Raw genomic sequence first — 16383 nt, 5'->3', positions numbered from 1 at the left:
CGGCCGGTCTCGTGATGTAGAACGGCTATGTCGAAGCCTGAGCGCGGATCAATTCACCGTCGAGCGGATCGGCGATCATCGCGGCCTCCGGTAAGCGCGACACCGTGATCGAATCGAACCCCTCGGCCGCGTCGGCGACATGCTGATGGTGGGTGAAGACGATCACCTGCAGGCCGGGCGCCAGCGTCACCAGAATCTGCAGCGCGCTGCGTACCCGCGCCTCGTCGAAGGCCATCAGCACGTCGTCGAGCACCAGCGGCAGTGCGGCCTCACCGGCCTGCACCCGCTCTCGGTGCAGTTCGGCGACGGCGGCCAACCGCAGCGCGAAGAAAACCTGATCGGCGGTGCCTTCGGAGAGCTGCTTGGGTTCGAACGGCACGTTGTCGGCGCGGATGACCCGCAGCGTGCGTGTGGCACCGTCCTCATCGGCGCGCAGGGCGACCCAGCGGCCTCCGGTGAGTTGTTCGAGAAGCCGCCCGGCGTGGTCCAGGAGCGGGCGGGCATCGCCGGATCCGAGACCGTCGAGGACGTCCTCCAGTAGTTTCCGCTGCAGGGCCGCGACCATCCAGGCCTCCACCAGCCGCGCCACCTCCGCCTGCCGGGCCGCCACTGCGGCCTCGGCGTCGGCCGCACCGGCGGCTCGCTCGAGTTCGGTCAGGCGTTCGCGCGCCAGGCCGTACTCGGTCGAAATCAGCTCAGCGGCTTGACGCGCCTCCCGATCGCTAACCTGCGCATCCTCCACGGCCTCACCGACGGTCACCTCGTCGTGTCCGGCCAGGCGGTCTATGACGTCCTGCAGGTCACTAGCCGGGTCCAGCCCGTTCCTGATGGCCTTGACGGCCTCTTCCTGATCATGCAGCGGATCCGCGGCACGCACGGCCCGGTCGGCGAGCACAACCAGATCCTGCTCGCCGTCCACCCGGTGCGACTCGACTAACCGTTGTAATGAATCGGCCGCTTGCTGCTGGACCTGCCGCACTTCGTCGCGCTCCGTGTGCATCTCCTCGATCTGCTCGAGGTGGGTCGTACGTCTGGCCGCGGCCTCCGCCGCCGCCTCGAGTTGCCGACCGAGGTTTGCGAAACCCTGCTCGATGACGGCCGGTGTCACGGCCCGGTCCTCTTCGATCAGTGCGTGCCGGAGGAGAAGTGCGGTTGCCTCCGTGGCGAAGTCACCCCATCGGCCCCGCGCCTGCGCTTCCCGTTTCCGGTCCTTGATGCGCTGTGCATCCACGGTTGCGATCTCTGCGAGGACGTCGGACCGCTTGTGCCATGCCGCGGCGGTGGTCGTCGGCGGCAGCCCGACCAGTTCCGCAGCGGTGTCCCAGCGCTCACAGAAGCCGGCGAGTTGTTCGGTGGCAGATCGTTCTCGGGCCTGTGCGACGTGCGCGGTGGAGAGCAGTCCGACGACCACCGAACTGCTGTCGACATCGGGGGGGTTGGCGATCCCGAGATCCGCCCATACCGCAGCCCAGCCCTCCGCCGCCCGGCGGCAATCCTCTGCTTCTGTTTCAAGGTGCGTCGTCGCATCCTGCTGCTTGCGCCGCGCAGCGTCGAGCCCTTCGACGTGCAGTTCGGCCCGGGCATCCAGTGCCGCGACACGCGACCGCTCGCCCGCCTCGTCGTCGGCAACCCGGTCGGCCGCGGCCACTGCCGCGTCGAATTCAGCGGCGATGTCGACCCGCTCCGCCGGCACCGGAAGCTCACCCGTCACCCAGGACCGCCGGATGGCCCCCCACTGCGCATCCCGAGCACCGCGAGCATCGGTGACGTCAGCAGGTGTCAGCGCAGCCGGGGCATACGGATCCGAGTCGCTCGCCTGCAGTACCTGTACCGCGGCGGCGGCCTCGGCGAGCAACGCTGTCGCTTTCCCTTCGTCGTTGCGCGCCTGGATCAGGGCTTTACGGATCCTGTCGATCGCTTCTCCGTCAGGCGCCGCTGCGGTTGCGATTTCAACCGTGACGCCCTTCCCCAGCAGTTCACCCAGGGCGTCATCACGCTTCTGTCTGGCATCTTGCCGATGTCCTTCGAGCGTCTCGATCTGATCGGCGAGCTCGTTCAGAGTCGCGGCATGATCGTCACGGATCCGTGCGCCCGCCAATGCGTCGTCGAGGTCGTCGGTGCGCTCGACACCGATGCTGCCCAACAGCTGCCACAGTCCTGTGGTGGCCTCCTCGACCGCCGCCCCGAATTCCTCACCGGCACGGCGCAAGTCGTCGATACGGGCGTTGGCGTCCGGTTGGAGTCGACTGAACGTTTCCCGATCGTCCAGCAACCGGTCATCGATGGACAGTCCATCGATGACCCCGGTCTTGGTTGCAATTCCACTGTCCAGCTTGCTGATTCGTTCCTCGGCACTGCGAAACGCGGTAAGCGCCTTCTGGTAGTCGGCAAGCTCGGCCGGCGAGAGCCGATCACCTTGCTGGTCGATGGCGTCGAGTTCTCCGGTTGCTCGGTGCAGCCGGAGAACGTGACCGACGACCCGCCCGTTCTCATCTTCCCGCTTGAGCTTCTGCGACGTCACCGCCGCGTCACGGCGCAACTGGCTGCGCCGGCCCTCCAATTCCTGGACCGCTTCGCGCTGTGCGACGACGGCGCTCGCCCGAGTCAACCGGCCGTCGCGGTCGGCGACAGCTCGCTTGTACTCCTCCACCGCGAGCCGCACCTGGACTCTTTTCGACCGGCCGTCCGGCTTGAACAGTTTGTCAGCCTGATCGGTGATCTCCTTGAGGACCTCTCGGGCACTACGGCCTTCCCGAGCAGCGAAGATGATGTCGGCGATGTCACCGCTGCCGGCGAACACCTCCGAACCGCCCCGCCGCAGGTCCGCATGGTTGATGCCCAGTCGAGTTCGCCACCACTGCGCCGTCAGTTGATTCGTCGGATTCCACTGCGCCGGGAACTCAGTCGCAAGATCCTCGGCGAACAGGCCGGTGGACTTGCGCACGACCGCGCAAGAGTCACCGGCGACGTTGACGACCGCATCGATCCGCAACTGATTCGGAGCCAATTCCGATGCACCGGCGCTGCCCCTCGAGATGCCCCACAGAAAGTCGCTGAGCGCGTCGAGGGACGTCGACTTTCCGGCTTCGTTGACCCCTAGAACGACAGTGACGCCGTCGCCGATATCGACCCCGACATCGCGTGCCCGACCATAGGCGGTCAGGACCAGGCGCTCGATTCGCATCAGCTCTGCCGCTCCGCCAGTCGGGCGTCGAGTCCGTCTCGCGCCCGGTCCAGCAAGTCGCGCAGCACGGCCGGATCGGAAAGGTCGAAAAGCCCGCCGTCCCGGGCAATGTCACGGATCTCCCGATCCAACACTGTCACCACCGCCCTGGTGCCTGCCTCATCGGCTGCCAGTGCCGCGGCGGCCCCGGCGACCGCCTCCCGGAGACGCTGCGCGTCGGGGTCGGGTGGCGGCGGTGGCTGCACGCGCGCCGTCGCCTTGTCGAGCACCGCGCCGACGTCGGTGGCGATGCCGGTCATTTCGGCCTGCAGCCAGTCGTCGTCTACCAGCTGACCAGCCAGTTTCGTCGTCCCGGTGATCGCGACCCGCACGATCAGGGTCCTGCTCTCCGCTTCCCGGACCGCCGCGCGCATCCGATCCCGAGCGGCCTCGGCCAACGCCACGCGGTCTGCGATCCGGTCGGCGTTGATCTCGATTCGGTCCCAGCGGGCCACATCGACTGCTTCGAAGCTGATCTTCGCGGGTGAGCCGGGGTTGAGATCCACCAGCAGCGCCCCTTTTGCGCCCGTCTCCCGTGGATTTCTGCCCTGCAGATTTCCGCTGAAATACGCCGGGAACTCTCCCTCCACCACCGGGCCGCGCTGGTGGATGTGTCCGAGTGCCAGGTAGTCGTAACGCAGCTGCTCCAGATTCGCGACCGAGCACGGCGCATAGTTGTCGTGGTCCGGTGAGCCGGTGGCCGCGGTGTGCAGCACCCCGACGTTGATCAGCTCGGGAACCGCGGGCGGATAGACGGCGGCAAGGTTGTCCTGCACGTCCCGGACGGCATACCCCTGCCCGTGCACCACCGCTCCGAGATCGTCGAAGACGATGCTCTCCGGCTTATCGGTGGCGAGCATGTGTATCCCGGCGGGCAGCGTCAGCGACCGGGTGATCTGGCTGGCCGCATCATGATTCCCCGATGCGATGACCACCGGAATGCCAGCGTCCCGCAACGGGATCATCTGCTCGATGAAGAACTGCCCGGTGCTGAAATCGTGCCAGCTGCCGTCGTACAGATCGCCGGCAATGACCAGCAGGTCGGCTTTGCGCTGCAGGGTCAGCGTCACCAGATTGGTCAGCGCTCGCCGGGTGCTGCGCCGAAGCTCCTGCGCGTACTCCTCGCCGATGCGGCCGGCGTTGTGCAACGGGCTGTCCAGGTGAATGTCTGCGGCATGCACGACGAGCAAGGCAACTCCCCTCGGGTGGCGCGCCCGTACCGAACCGGGCACCGCGATCCTATGACCGCCCACCGACAACATCGCTGACCTACCGTGGTGCGGTGACCACCTCCGCCCGCACCCTGCTCCTGCTGCGCCACGCGAAATCGGATTACCCCGCCGGGTCACCCGACCACGAGCGGCCGCTGGCGAACCGTGGGATCCGGGAGGCGAAGCTGGCCGGGGACTGGCTGCGCGCCAACGCCCCGGGGATCGACCTGGTGCTGTGCTCAACGGCCACCCGCACCCGCCAGACCCTGCAGCGAACCGGCATCACCGCCCCGGTCGACTACCGCGACGGCCTCTACGACGCAGTCCCCGGCGCGGTGATCGCCGAGATCAACGGCGTCACAGACGACGTGCACACGCTGCTGGTGGTCGGCCACGAACCGGCGATGTCCCGGGTCGCCCTCGGCCTGGCCGGCCCGGGCAGTCACGCCACCGTCGCGCAGCAGATCTCAGCCAAATACCCGACGTCGGGCATCGCGGTGCTGCGCATCGAAGGGTCGTGGCGCGCGCTGGAACTCGGCGGGGCGACCCTGACCGACTTCCACGTCCCCCGCTGACGCGCGATTTCGGCGCGATAAAGCCCGCTGAGCGGGCTTTATCGCGCCGAAATCGCCTACGAGTTGGTGGCCAGCGTCAGTTCCATCAGCTTGAGCGCCTGCGCGCAGGCGTCGATCCCCGGCGCCTGCGGGTTCACCCACCAGCCCACGACACCGGCGGCGTCGGAGGCCACCCCGCACGAACCGTTGGGGTCGGCCGGCTTCATCACGATCGACGGCACGCCCACGATGGACTTGTTCTCGATCTGATACTTCAGGAACTCGGCGACCTTGCGCTCGTTGTCCAGGCTGCCCTGCTCGAACCAGAACCGGGTGATGTCGATCAGCCCGGCCGGGTTGGCGGCCTGCCAGCGGCAGATCGCGCCGACGAACGTGCTCTGGATGTCCAGCGGGTCCGCGCCGACGGTCTTGGCCAGGATGTCGGTCGTCAGCACCTCGCACTCCTTGAGCAGGTTGGGGTACTGCCGTTCGGAGTTGTCGTTGCGCTGCGTGTCCCCGGCACCGGCTTTGACCGCGGTGCCGCCGATCTCGCGCGAGCAACCGGTCAGCAGCGTCAGCACGGCCAGCAGGGCACCCGCCCCGGCGGTGATACGGCGGTTCATTTGGAGTTCGCAATCGACTGGTGGGTCAGCTCTTTGGCCACGTCGCAGGGGTCCGGGAACGGCTTCTGGACGAAGCTCACCGACCATTCGATGAAGTCGTCGCCGAACTGGATCCCCACCTCGCACAGGTTGTCGCCCATCGTCGGGGCGGTGCCGACCGCGATGAAGCCGCTGTGGCCGTCGATGTTGATGTCCTCCACCGACGTCCGCGACACCTCCTCGGTCTTGCGTTCCCGCCCGATCGGGCTGCCCCGATACCAGGAGAAGGAGAAGTGCGGCCCCATGATGCCGCCGCGGGCCAGCCACTGGCAGCCGACCGAGTTCTGCGCGGTGTTCGCCAGCCCGGCGACCCTGGTCAGGTTGGTGATGGTCTCGTCGCTGACCCCGCCGCACTGCGGGAACATCGGGCCGTGGACGCCCGACGCCGACGGGGTTCCCGCCGATCCGCCGGTGGACTCGCCCCCGGTCGAGTCCGAACCGCCGCAGCCGGCGACCATCGAGAGCATGGTCGCGGCGGCCAGCGCCGGCACCGCAAAGTTCAGACGCACCACTATCGCCGCCTTCTGCTGGTCACACGATGCACTGTAGCGGCAGCATCGGCGGTCAACCACGGCACACGACCGGACCAGCGAACTTCGTGTCGCAGGCGCACCGCGGCAACCAGCGGTTGCGCCGAACCGGGTGTGCGACAGTTACCCAATGCTCCTGGCGCTGCTGCGCTGCTACGTCCGGCCGTACCGATGGCTGGTCGCGGCGGTGATGGCCCTGCAGATGATCAGCACCTGCGCCTCGCTGTATCTGCCGACGGTGAACGCCGCGATCATCGACGACGGCGTGGTCCGCGGCGACACCGCCGTCATCATGCGACTGGGCGCCGAGATGCTCGCCGTGACCGGGCTGCAGGTGCTGTGCGCCGTCCTCGCCGTGTACTGCGGCGCCCGCACCGGGACCGGCTTCGGCCGAGATCTGCGGTTCGCGGTGTTCTCTGCCGTCACCGGTTTCTCCGAATCCGAGACCACCCGGTTCGGGGCGGCCTCACTGCTGACCCGCACCACCAACGACGTCCGCCAGATCCAGACGCTGGTGCAGTTGAGTGCGACGGTGCTGGCCGCCGCGCCGATCATGAGCATCGGCGGGGTGCTGATGGCCGTGCACCAGGACGCCGGCCTGTCCTGGCTGCTGTTGGTCAGCGTGCCGGTGCTGGCGCTCGCCAACTACGCGATCATTCGGCGGATGCTGCCTTACTTCCGGCGCATGCAGATGCTGATCGACAACATCAACCGGGTGCTGCGCGATCAGCTCACCGGCATCCGGGTGATCCGCGCCTTCGCCCGCGAACCGGTCGAGCGAGCCCGCTTCGGCGGCGTCAACCGGGCACTGTCGAACACCTCGCTGACCGTCGGAAACCTGCAGGCACTGATGCTGCCCGCCACCACGCTGACCATCAACTGCTCCAGCGTCGCGCTGATCTGGTTCGGCGGACTGCGGATCAACGCCGGTGCGATGCAGATCGGCTCACTGATCGCCTTCCTGTCCTATTTCATGCTGATCCTGATGGCCGTGCTGATGGCGACGATGATGCTGGCCGCGCTGCCCCGCGCGTCGGTCTGCGCCGAGCGGATCACCGAGGTGCTCGCCACCGAACCGACGATCAGCGCACCGGCCGACCCGGTGACGACGCCCCCGACGACCGGCACGGTGCAGTTGACCGGGGTCGGGTTCCGCTACCCGGGCGCCGACCGCGCCGTGCTGCACGACGTGTCGTTCACCGCGCGGCCGGGGACCACCACCGCGGTGGTCGGCAGCACCGGGTCGGGCAAGTCGACACTGGTGTCGCTGATCGCCCGGCTGCGCGACGTCACCGCCGGTTCGGTGCGTGTCGACGACGTCGACGTGCGCGACTACGATCCGGAGCAGCTGTGGGCGGGGATCGGCCTGGTTCCGCAGCGGCCGCACCTGTTCTCCGGAACCGTCGCCGACAACCTGCGCTACGGCGCCCCGCCCGGGGAGACGGTGTCCGACGAGCAACTCTGGGCGGCGCTGCGGGTGGCCGCCGCCGACGATTTCGTCGCCGCGCACCCCGACGGCCTGGCGATGCGGGTGGCGCAGGGCGGTGTCAACCTGTCCGGCGGGCAGCGGCAGCGGCTGGCGATCGCCCGGGCGGTGGTCCGCCGGCCCGCGATCTACCTGTTCGACGACGCGTTCTCGGCGCTGGACGTGCGGACCGATGCAAGGGTCCGGGCCGCGCTGGCCGAGAGCGCCGCGGATGCGACGGTCATCATTGTGGCGCAGCGGATCTCGACGGTGATCGACGCAGATCAGGTGATCGTCGTCGACGGCGGACGGGTGATCGGCGCCGGCACCCATGCCGAGCTGCTGGCGGACTGCCCGGGCTACGCCGAGTTCGTCGACTCGCAGTCGGTGACCGCCGGCGTCGGCGGGCTGCCGTGACGGCACCACCGGCGGGCCCGACGGTGCGGTCACGCAATCTCCTGCCGACCGCGCTGCGTCTGGTGCGGCGACTGGGTCCGCAGCGCAGGCTGGTGGCGAGCGTCATCGCACTCTCACTGGGCGGCATCGGGATCGGGGTCGCCGGGCCGCGAATCCTCGGCCATGCCACCGACCTGGTGTTCAACGGGATCATCGGCCGCAGCCTGCCACCGGGGCTGACCCGGGAGCAGGCGGTCGCCGCGGCCCGGGCACGCGGCCAGGACACCTACGCCGACATGCTGTCCCGGATGGACATGGTGCCCGGCCAGGGCATCGACTTCGGGGCGGTCGGCCGCACACTGGTGCTGGCATTGGTCCTGTACCTCGTTGCGGCCCTGATGATCTGGACGCAGGCCCGGCTGCTGAACCTGACCGTGCAGCGGACCATGCTGGCGTTGCGCCGGGAGGTCGAGGACAAGGTGCACCGGCTGCCGCTGAGCTACTTCGACAGCCGGCAGCGCGGCGAACTGCTGAGTCGGGTCACCAACGATGTCGACAACACCCAGGCGTCGATCTCGATGTCGATCAGCCAGGTGCTGAGCTCGGTGGTGACGGTGCTGGCCGTGCTGGCGATGATGCTGTCGATCTCACCGCTGCTGGCCGGGATCACCGTGCTGTCGGTGCCGGTGACGCTGCTCGCGGTGCGGGCGATCACCCGGCGCTCGCAGCGGCTGTTCGCGGCGCAGTGGGCAGCGACCGGCAGGCTCAACGCCCACATCGAGGAGACCTACAGCGGTTTCACCCTGGTCCGGACCTTCGGCCATCGGGATTGGGCGCGACAGCGGTTCACCGATGCGAACGACGAGCTGTACCAGGCCAGTTTCGGCGCCCAGTTCTTCTCCGGTCTGGTCGCGCCGGTGGCCGGGCTGATCAGCAACCTCGGCTACGTCGCGGTGGCGGTGGTCGGCGGGGTGCAGGTCGCGACCGGGCAGATCACGCTCGGCAGCATCCAGGCGTTCATCGCCTATGTGCGCCAGTTCAACCAGCCGCTGACCAACCTGGCGTCGATGTACAACGCGCTGCAGTCCGGCGCGGCAAGCGCCGAGCGGGTCTTCGAATTCCTCGACGAGCCCGAGCAGAGCCCGGACGCCCCGGCGGACTCCCCGGCCGTCGACGGTGTGGTGCCGCACGGCCGGGTGGAGTTCCGGGACGTGACCTTCGGCTACCGCCCGGGAACGCCGGTGATCCACGACGTGTCGCTGAACGTGCCACCCGGCAGCACGGTGGCGATCGTCGGCCCGACCGGCGCCGGCAAGACCACCCTGGTCAACCTGCTGATGCGCTTCTACGAACCGGATTCCGGCCGGATCCTGATCGACGGCACCGAGGTGACCGCACTGGATCGCCGCGCGCTGCGCTCCCGGATCGGCATGGTTTTGCAGGACACCTGGCTGTTCACCGGGACGATCGCCGAGAACATCGGCTACGGACGCCCGGACGCGACCGAGGACGAGATCGTCGACGCGGCCCGCGCGGTCTACGCGGACCGGTTCATCCGCACCCTGCCCGACGGCTACCGGACCCGGGTCGGCAACGACGGGGCGGGCATCAGCGCCGGGGAGAAGCAACTGATCACGATCGCGCGGGCGTTCCTGGCCCGGCCGCGGTTGCTGATCCTCGACGAGGCGACCAGTTCGGTGGACACCCGCACCGAACTGCTGATCCAGCGGGCGATGCGCGAACTGCGCCGGGACCGAACGAGTTTCATCATCGCGCACCGGCTCTCCACGATCCGCGACGCCGACCTGATCCTGGTGCTGCAAGCCGGCCGGATCGTCGAACAGGGCAGCCACGACGAACTGCTGGCCCGCCACGGCGCGTACTGGGAGATGGCCCGGGAGAGCTGATCCGGGTCAGCTCATCCGCAGCACATCGGCCAGCGGGCGGCGCGGCGTCGGCTCCGGCACCTCGTCCAGCAGCGGCGCATTGCCGACCCGCAGCAGCACCTGCGGCAGGTCGGTGCTCCCGGTCAGCGCGGCCAGCATGGTCCGGCCGGCCGGCACCTCGGTCAGGTGCGTCACCGGGCAAGTCGCCAGGCCCGCCATCGTGCACTCCAGCAGCACCGACGACAGCGCCTCGCCGCAGGCCAGCGCGTCGATCCGGTCGTCGCTGCCGGTGGACAGCAACAGCACCTTCGCCCGGTCGTCGCCGATCTCCTCCCGCCGCTCGCGGTTGCGGGTGACCGGGAAATTCCGGCCGATGTCGACTCGGTCGCTTTCGGCGGCGGAGATCAGCGCGCTCTGCGGGATTCCGTCGTACACCTCGAACGGCGCTGTCCACCAGGTGATCTCGGCGTGGTAGGCGGAGTCGTAGAGCCGCAGCGTCTCGGTGAGCTGGGCCGCCTCGACGAGGGTGGGCCGCAGCTCGTCGGCGAACACCTGCAGCCGGACCCGATCGCCGACGCAGTCGTGCAGCACCGGCTCGAACCTGCCCCAGTTCGTCGGCGCGGTGAACGGTAGCCGGTCGGTGCGCCGGTCGAGGATCGCGTTGGCGCGATACCGCTGCAGATCGGTCACCTCACCGCGGGCGACGAACCCGATCGACGCCAGGTGATCCGGCTGCGCCGGGTCCGGGAACCGGTCGATCTGCACCGACCAGCCGGCCGCGGCGACCGCGACCCGCAGGTGGTCGAGGACCGCGCCGCAACTGATCAGCGCCTCCCGGTCGGACTGGTCGCCGTGTACGGCCCGGGTGGGGTCCAGGAACAGGTCGAGCCGGCCGTCCCGGGCCACCCACCGCCAGGGCTGGCTGTTGTGCAGGGACGGCGCCCGGCATGCCAGTCGCACGGCTTCGACGACGATTGCGGTATCCATCGTTGTGTCCAGCATGAGGCACCTCCATTGGCACTGTCGTCCCAGAAATGGTCCCCCGGAATCGGATCCGCCGGACAGGGCACTTGGTCCCCGAGAGGCTGTCATTGGGCCCCTGCCGGGTGCGGGTCAGGCGCCGTCGGGTGCGTCGTCGACGCTGCGCCGCGCCCGGTAGAGGGCCAGCTCACCGCTGATGCCCTTGAGATGCCTCGCCCCGGCGAACGACCAGCGGAAGTCCGTCGAACCGGTCAGCGCCCGGTAGGTGGAGTCGGCGACCAGCACGGTTCCAGGCCGGGCCACCCCGGTCACCCGGCTGGCGGTGTTCACCGGGCTGCCGAACCAGTCCCCCACCCGGCTCACCGCGTCCCCGGTGGCGATGCCGGCCCGCAACCGGGGGAAGTCGTCGTCCGAATCGGCGGCCTCGACCAGTTTGAGCGTCGCGTCCAGCAGCGGTGCGGGCTCCGGGCAGACGAACATCACCGCGTCGCCGATGGTCTTGATGAACCGGACCGGCGGCACCGCCAGATCACGGGCCAGCAGTGCCAGCCGGTTGGCCAGCTGCACCAGTTCCTCCGGCGGGACGAGTTCACCGAGCCGGGTGAAGCCGACCAGATCGGCGAAGGCGACCGTCACCCGCCGGGCGCCGGCCAGCGGCGCCCCGGCCGCACGCTCACCGGCGTTGACGGACTCGGTCTCCAACTGATGCCGCAACTGGGTGAACAGCAGATCCTCCATGAACGCACCGAGCATCGGCACCATCCGGCCGACCAGCAACTGCGACCGCTGGGCTATCTGCAGTTCGCTCAGACCGGGCTCCATGATCGCCGCCAGCATCGTGGAGCGCATCAGTTCGGCGGCATGCGAGAAACCGTCGGAGAGCACCCGCAGGGTCTGCACGGCGTGATCGGCGTCGATGCCGGCATCGATGAACCGGCGGGCGTGTTCGGCCACCTTCCCATCGGCCCGCATGTGCACCACCGCATCCGGGTCGTCGACCCAGGACAGTCCGACCGCCCGCAGCAGCTGCTGCAGCAGCCCCAGGTCGATCCCGGCCGCTTCGCTGATCTGCCGCTCCGACACGTAGCCGCCGTCGTCGCCGATCAGCCGGCGGGACGCCAGCAGCATCGGCGCCGGCGCGGTGCGGATCTCGTCGACGGTGATGCCCTGGTCGAGCAGCCAGTCGACCAATTCGGCGCGCTCGGCGCGCACGGTGCCCTGCAACCCGTCGAGCAGGCCGTCACGATCGGAGTCCGCCACGCTGGCAAACGTATACCGGTCAGGACGCCGGCGGGCGCCGGTCCGCCCAAGGCCGGGCCTTCTCGATCTGCGCAGCCAGCGACAGCAGGGTGGCCTCGTCGTGCGGGCGGCCGACCAGTTGCACGCCCACCGGCAGGCCGTGCCGGTCCGGCCCCCACGGCACGGTGGCCACCGGCTGACCGGTCACGTTCCAGACCTGCTGGTAGGGCACCTCAGCGCCGGCCCGCGCCACGGTCGCCAACGCGCCGCTGCGCTGCCGGGCGCCGAGCCGGGGCGGCGGGACGGCATTGCCGGGGGTGAGGACGACGTCGACGTCGTCGAAGATCGCGCCGACCCGGGCGCGGATCGTCGCCTCCGCAGCGCGCACCGCCGCGATCCGCCGCTCGGAGACCAGCGCGCCGATGCGGGCCATGGCGCGGGTGCGGGCTTCCAGCCGTTCCGGGTGCGGCAGGGCACGCACGTCGTCGCGGATCCCGCGGAAATAGCGGGCCAGGTAACCGTTGGTGATCATCGCCGCCGGATAGTCCGGGTTGTGGACGATCACCTGGTGACCGAGGCGGCGCAGCAGCTCCGCCGCCTCGTCGACCGTGCGGCGCTGCGTCCCGCCCAGCCGGGCTCGCATCGGCGACGGCATGGCGGTGCTCACCGCGATGCGCAGCCGGCCCGGCTCGCGGGCGGCCGCCGCGACGAACCCGCCGGCCGGGGCGCCATCGGCGGTGACGTCCAGGAACAGGGCGGCGTCGGCCACCGAGCGGGCGATCGGGCCGGCGACGCTCAGCCCGCGCCAGGCATCGTCGTGCGGGGCCAGCGGCACCCGGTCGCGCTGCGGCTTCAGCCCGAACAGCCCGCACCACAGCGACGGGATCCGGATCGAACCGCCGCCGTCGGAGCCCAGCGCCAGCGGCGCCAGCCCGGCGGCGACGGCGGCCGCGCTGCCGCCGCTGCTGCCGCCCGGGGTGCGGCCCAGATCCCACGGGTTCGCGGTCGCGCCGAACGTCAGCGACTCGGTGTAGGGGAACATCATCAGCTCCGGCACCGCGGTCTTGCCGATCAGGACCGCACCCGCCGCCCGCAGCCGGCGGACCACCTCCGCGTCGGCGGACACCGCCGGCCCGTGCGCACTGGTGCCGAAAGTCGTTGTCTGGCCGGCGATGTCGGTGTCGTCCTTGATCGCGATCGGCACCCCGAGCAGTGGCAGCCGCTCACCGGCGGCCAGTCGCCGCTGGGCGGCGGCGGCCTCGTCGCGCGCGGTCTGCGCCAGCACCACGCGGTACGAACGCAGCCGCGGATCCAGCCGGTCGATCCGCTGCAGATAGACCTCCAGCAGCTCCGGCGCAGTGAGGGAACCGGCGGCCAGCAGCCGCGCCTGCTCGGTCGCACCGGCGAAAGCCAGATCCCGGGGATCCATGGGCAGGCAGACTACTCGCATGACCGACCCGGGGTTCGATCGTCTGACCGAGGACCGGCTGCGCGCGCGCCGGACCATCAAATGGAGCGCTTTCGGCCCGGACGTGCTGCCGCTGTGGATCGCCGAGATGGACGTCCCCACCGCGCCGGCGGTGCTGGCGGCGATCCGGGCCTGCGTGGACAACGAGGAATTCGGCTACCCGCCGCTGGGTGAGGACGCGCTGCCGAACGCGACCGCCGAGTGGTGCCGGCAACGCTACGGCTGGGCGGTGCGACCGGATCGGGTGCGGACGGTGCCGGACGTGCTGAAGGGCATGGAGGCCGTCATCGACTTCCTGACCCGCCCGGAGAGCCCGGTGGCGCTGCCGGTGCCGGCCTACATGCCGTTCTACGACCTGCTGGCGGCCACCGGCCGGCAGCGGGTGGAAATCCCGATGGCACAGCAGGATTCGGGGCGTTACCTGATGGACCTGGACGCCCTGGACGCGGCGTTCGCCGGCGGGGCGGGGTCCCTGATCCTGTGCAACCCGAACAACCCGCTGGGCACCGCGTTCACCGCCGCCGAACTGGCCGCGATCGTCGACATAGCCGCCCGGCACGGCGCCCGGGTGATCGCCGACGAGATCCACGCACCGCTGGTCTACGACCGCCCGCACGTCCCGGCCGCCACGGTCTGCGACGCCGCGCCCGACACCGTCGTCACCGTGATGTCGGCGTCGAAGGGCTGGAACCTGCCCGGATTGATGTGCGCCCAGGTGATCCTGTCCAACGACCGCGACGCCGCCGAGTGGGACCGGATCAACATGCTGCACACGATGGGCGCCTCGACGGTGGGGATCCGCGCGAACATCGCCGCCTACACCGACGGTGGCGAATGGCTGGACGGGCTGCTGGTGCACTTGCGCGCCAACCGCGACCACCTGGCTCAGGCGCTGCCCGCGGCGGTGCCGGGCGTGCGGGTCAGTCCCCCCGAGGCCACCTACCTGGCCTGGGTGGACTTCCGGGCGCTGAACCTGCCGGTCGAACCGGCCGAGTACCTGCTGGCCAACGCCCGGGTGGCGCTGAGCCCGGGCATTCCGTTCGGCGCGGTCACCGGCCGCGGGTTCGCCCGGCTGAACTTCGGCACCACCCGGGCGATCCTGGACCGGGCGATCGACGCGATGGCCGCAGCGCTGACCGGTTAACGTGGCGAGATGTCCTGCGTGTTCTGTGCCGTGATCGCCGGCGACGCCCCTGCGGTGCGCATCCACGAAGACGACGACTATCTGGCCTTCCTGGACATCCGGCCGTTCACCCGCGGGCACACCCTAGTGATTCCCAAGCGGCACACCGTCGACCTGACCGACACCCCGGCGACGACGCTGGCCGGGATGACGGCGCTGGGCCAGCGGATCGCGCTGGCCGCCCGGGCCTCCGGGCTGCACGCCGACGGCAACAACATCGCGATCAACGACGGCCGGGCGGCGTTTCAGAGCGTGTTCCACATCCACCTGCACGTGGTGCCGCGCCGCAGTGGGGACACGTGGTCGTTCGCTCGCGGCATGGTGTTCCGCCGGGACCCCGACCGGGAGCAGACCGGCCGGCTGCTGCGGGACGCGCTGGCGAAGTTGGACGCCCGCCAGGCAGACTGAGCCATGAGCGATTTCACCCCGATCGAACGGGTCGGCATCAAACTTCTGGGCATCCACAGTGCGATCTACCAGCGGACCGGCGGCCGGATCGGCCACCGGATCCCCGGGCTGCCGCCGAGCCTGCTGCTGCACACCGTGGGCGCCAAAACCGGAAAGCCCCGCACCTCCACGCTGACCTACGCCCGGGACGGCGACTCCTACCTGATCGTGGCGTCGATGGGCGGCGCGCCCCGCTCGCCGGCCTGGTATCACAACCTGAAGGCCCACCCGAACGTCGAGGTCAACGTCGGCACGCACCGGTTCGCAGCGAGTGCGCGGGCGGTGCTGCCGGACGACTCCGACTACGCGCGGCTGTGGCGGGTGGTCAACGACAACAACGCGAACCGGTACGACGCCTACCAGCGCCGCACCTCGCGGCCGATTCCGGTGATCGCCCTCACACCAACGGCGTCCACTTAATCGGCGGGCTTTCTTCCGACGCATTCCGCTTGTCCATTGCTCAGCGATCGCTTAACCACTACTTTGGTTCTGATCGTGCGGCCGCGGAACCGCCTGGTTCTCCCCGACCGCGCGCGAGCTAAGGGGTGGGAATGGGTCGCAACCCGCAGGCGGGTCGCCGTCGGCGCGTGGTGGGCGCTGGTGCGGCAGTCGGGGCCTTCCTGACGTTCGGACTGGGCCCAGTCACCGCGACCCCAGCCGCGCACGCCGACGAGACCGGTCTGGAGTGGCTCACGGACATCTTCGGTTCCTGGTCGGGCGACGCGCTCTCTGGTGCCGCAAGCAGTTCGCTGTTCGGCGAGGACATCTACCTCTCCCTGCACGACCAGATGCAGGCCTGGATCACCAGCCCACTGGGCTCGATGATCGACAACAGCATCAACACGATGGCCGGGCAGACCCTGATCGGCAACGGCGCGGACGGCACGCTGGCGCACCCCGACGGCTGGGCCGGCGGGGCCTGGTTCGGCGACGGCGGCTCTGGATTCGACCAAACCACGGCGGGTGACGTCGGCGGCACCGGTGGTGCGGCCGGCATGTTCGGCAACGGTGGCGACGGCGGCAGCGGCGGGGCCGGCGCGGCGGGCGGCGCGGGTGGCACCGGCGGCACGATCGCCGGCAACGGCGGTGACGGCGGTGCGGGCGGCACGGGCGTTGCCGGCGTGGTGGGTGGCAACGG

General features: G+C 69.9%; 14 protein-coding genes. 7 read left to right on the top strand and 7 right to left on the bottom strand.

Annotated features, from left to right (window positions below; translation table 11 throughout):
- Positions 1-25: 25 nt before the first annotated feature.
- Together KIH27_RS17355 and KIH27_RS17350 are read right to left on the bottom strand one after the other, a co-directional pair.
- Positions 26-3184, bottom strand: a complete 3159-nt coding sequence (locus KIH27_RS17355; protein WP_214094213.1) for an AAA family ATPase — start codon at positions 3182-3184, stop codon at positions 26-28.
- Entirely contained in the window at positions 3184-4404 is a 1221-nt protein-coding gene (locus KIH27_RS17350) for a metallophosphoesterase family protein (RefSeq protein WP_307856923.1), read from the bottom strand. Before KIH27_RS17350 ends, KIH27_RS17355 begins: the two co-directional genes overlap by 1 nt.
- A gap of 101 nt (positions 4405-4505) precedes the next feature.
- On the opposite strand from KIH27_RS17350, the gene KIH27_RS17345 reads away from it, so the two are divergent.
- Positions 4506-5009, top strand: a complete 504-nt coding sequence (locus KIH27_RS17345; protein WP_214094211.1) for a SixA phosphatase family protein — start codon at positions 4506-4508, stop codon at positions 5007-5009.
- Between the two features lie 56 nt (positions 5010-5065).
- Here the strand turns inward: KIH27_RS17345 and KIH27_RS17340 are convergent, their stop codons facing one another.
- Positions 5066-5611 carry a DUF3558 domain-containing protein gene (locus tag KIH27_RS17340; RefSeq protein WP_214094210.1) on the bottom strand — a complete coding sequence of 182 codons (546 nt, stop codon included), beginning with the start codon at positions 5609-5611 and terminating at the stop codon, positions 5066-5068.
- Positions 5608-6117 carry a DUF3558 domain-containing protein gene (locus KIH27_RS17335; RefSeq protein ID WP_214094255.1) on the bottom strand — a complete coding sequence of 170 codons (510 nt, stop codon included), beginning with the start codon at positions 6115-6117 and terminating at the stop codon, positions 5608-5610. The genes KIH27_RS17340 and KIH27_RS17335 overlap by 4 nt, the downstream gene beginning before the upstream one ends.
- Positions 6118-6310: 193 nt before the next feature.
- Here KIH27_RS17335 and KIH27_RS22680 point away from each other — a divergent pair, with 193 nt between their 5' ends.
- Both KIH27_RS22680 and KIH27_RS22675 read left to right on the top strand, forming a co-directional pair.
- Entirely contained in the window at positions 6311-8062 is a 1752-nt protein-coding gene (locus tag KIH27_RS22680; protein ID WP_250150302.1) for an ABC transporter ATP-binding protein, read from the top strand.
- Positions 8059-9948, top strand: coding sequence for an ABC transporter ATP-binding protein (locus KIH27_RS22675; RefSeq protein WP_307856921.1), 1890 nt, complete (start codon positions 8059-8061; stop codon positions 9946-9948). Before KIH27_RS22680 ends, KIH27_RS22675 begins: the two co-directional genes overlap by 4 nt.
- A gap of 6 nt (positions 9949-9954) precedes the next feature.
- On the opposite strand, the gene KIH27_RS17325 is transcribed toward KIH27_RS22675, so the two are convergent.
- From KIH27_RS17325 to KIH27_RS17315, 3 genes are all read right to left on the bottom strand, one after another.
- Positions 9955-10929 (bottom strand): Acg family FMN-binding oxidoreductase, encoded by a 975-nt coding sequence (locus KIH27_RS17325; RefSeq protein ID WP_214094209.1) that lies wholly within the window; start codon positions 10927-10929, stop codon positions 9955-9957.
- A gap of 111 nt (positions 10930-11040) precedes the next feature.
- Complete coding sequence (locus KIH27_RS17320) at positions 11041-12168, bottom strand: adenylate/guanylate cyclase domain-containing protein (protein ID WP_214094208.1); 1128 nt, start codon at positions 12166-12168, stop codon at positions 11041-11043.
- Between the two features lie 19 nt (positions 12169-12187).
- The gene (locus KIH27_RS17315; RefSeq protein WP_214094207.1) at positions 12188-13576 is read right to left on the bottom strand and encodes an amidase; all 1389 of its coding nucleotides are present in this window, start codon (positions 13574-13576) and stop codon (positions 12188-12190) included.
- Positions 13577-13595: 19 nt separating this feature from the next.
- On the opposite strand from KIH27_RS17315, the gene KIH27_RS17310 reads away from it, so the two are divergent.
- The 4 genes from KIH27_RS17310 to KIH27_RS17295 form a co-directional block, all read left to right on the top strand.
- Positions 13596-14759 (top strand): MalY/PatB family protein, encoded by a 1164-nt coding sequence (locus KIH27_RS17310; protein WP_214094206.1) that lies wholly within the window; start codon positions 13596-13598, stop codon positions 14757-14759.
- A gap of 9 nt (positions 14760-14768) precedes the next feature.
- Positions 14769-15206 carry an HIT family protein gene (locus KIH27_RS17305; protein ID WP_214094205.1) on the top strand — a complete coding sequence of 146 codons (438 nt, stop codon included), beginning with the start codon at positions 14769-14771 and terminating at the stop codon, positions 15204-15206.
- Positions 15207-15209: 3 nt separating this feature from the next.
- Positions 15210-15665 (top strand): nitroreductase family deazaflavin-dependent oxidoreductase, encoded by a 456-nt coding sequence (locus KIH27_RS17300; protein ID WP_214094204.1) that lies wholly within the window; start codon positions 15210-15212, stop codon positions 15663-15665.
- 131 nt (positions 15666-15796) lie between these two features.
- Positions 15797-16383: PGRS repeat-containing protein (locus KIH27_RS17295; protein WP_372451410.1), on the top strand; the 587-nt coding region annotated here is incomplete at its 3' end.

It is taken from the genome of Mycolicibacter acidiphilus, from assembly GCF_018455725.1.
GTDB classification, from domain to species: Bacteria; Actinomycetota; Actinomycetes; order Mycobacteriales; family Mycobacteriaceae; genus Mycobacterium; species Mycobacterium acidiphilum.
The sequence above is the reverse complement of the archived record's forward strand: the minus strand, read 5'-3'. Positions and strand labels throughout refer to the sequence as shown.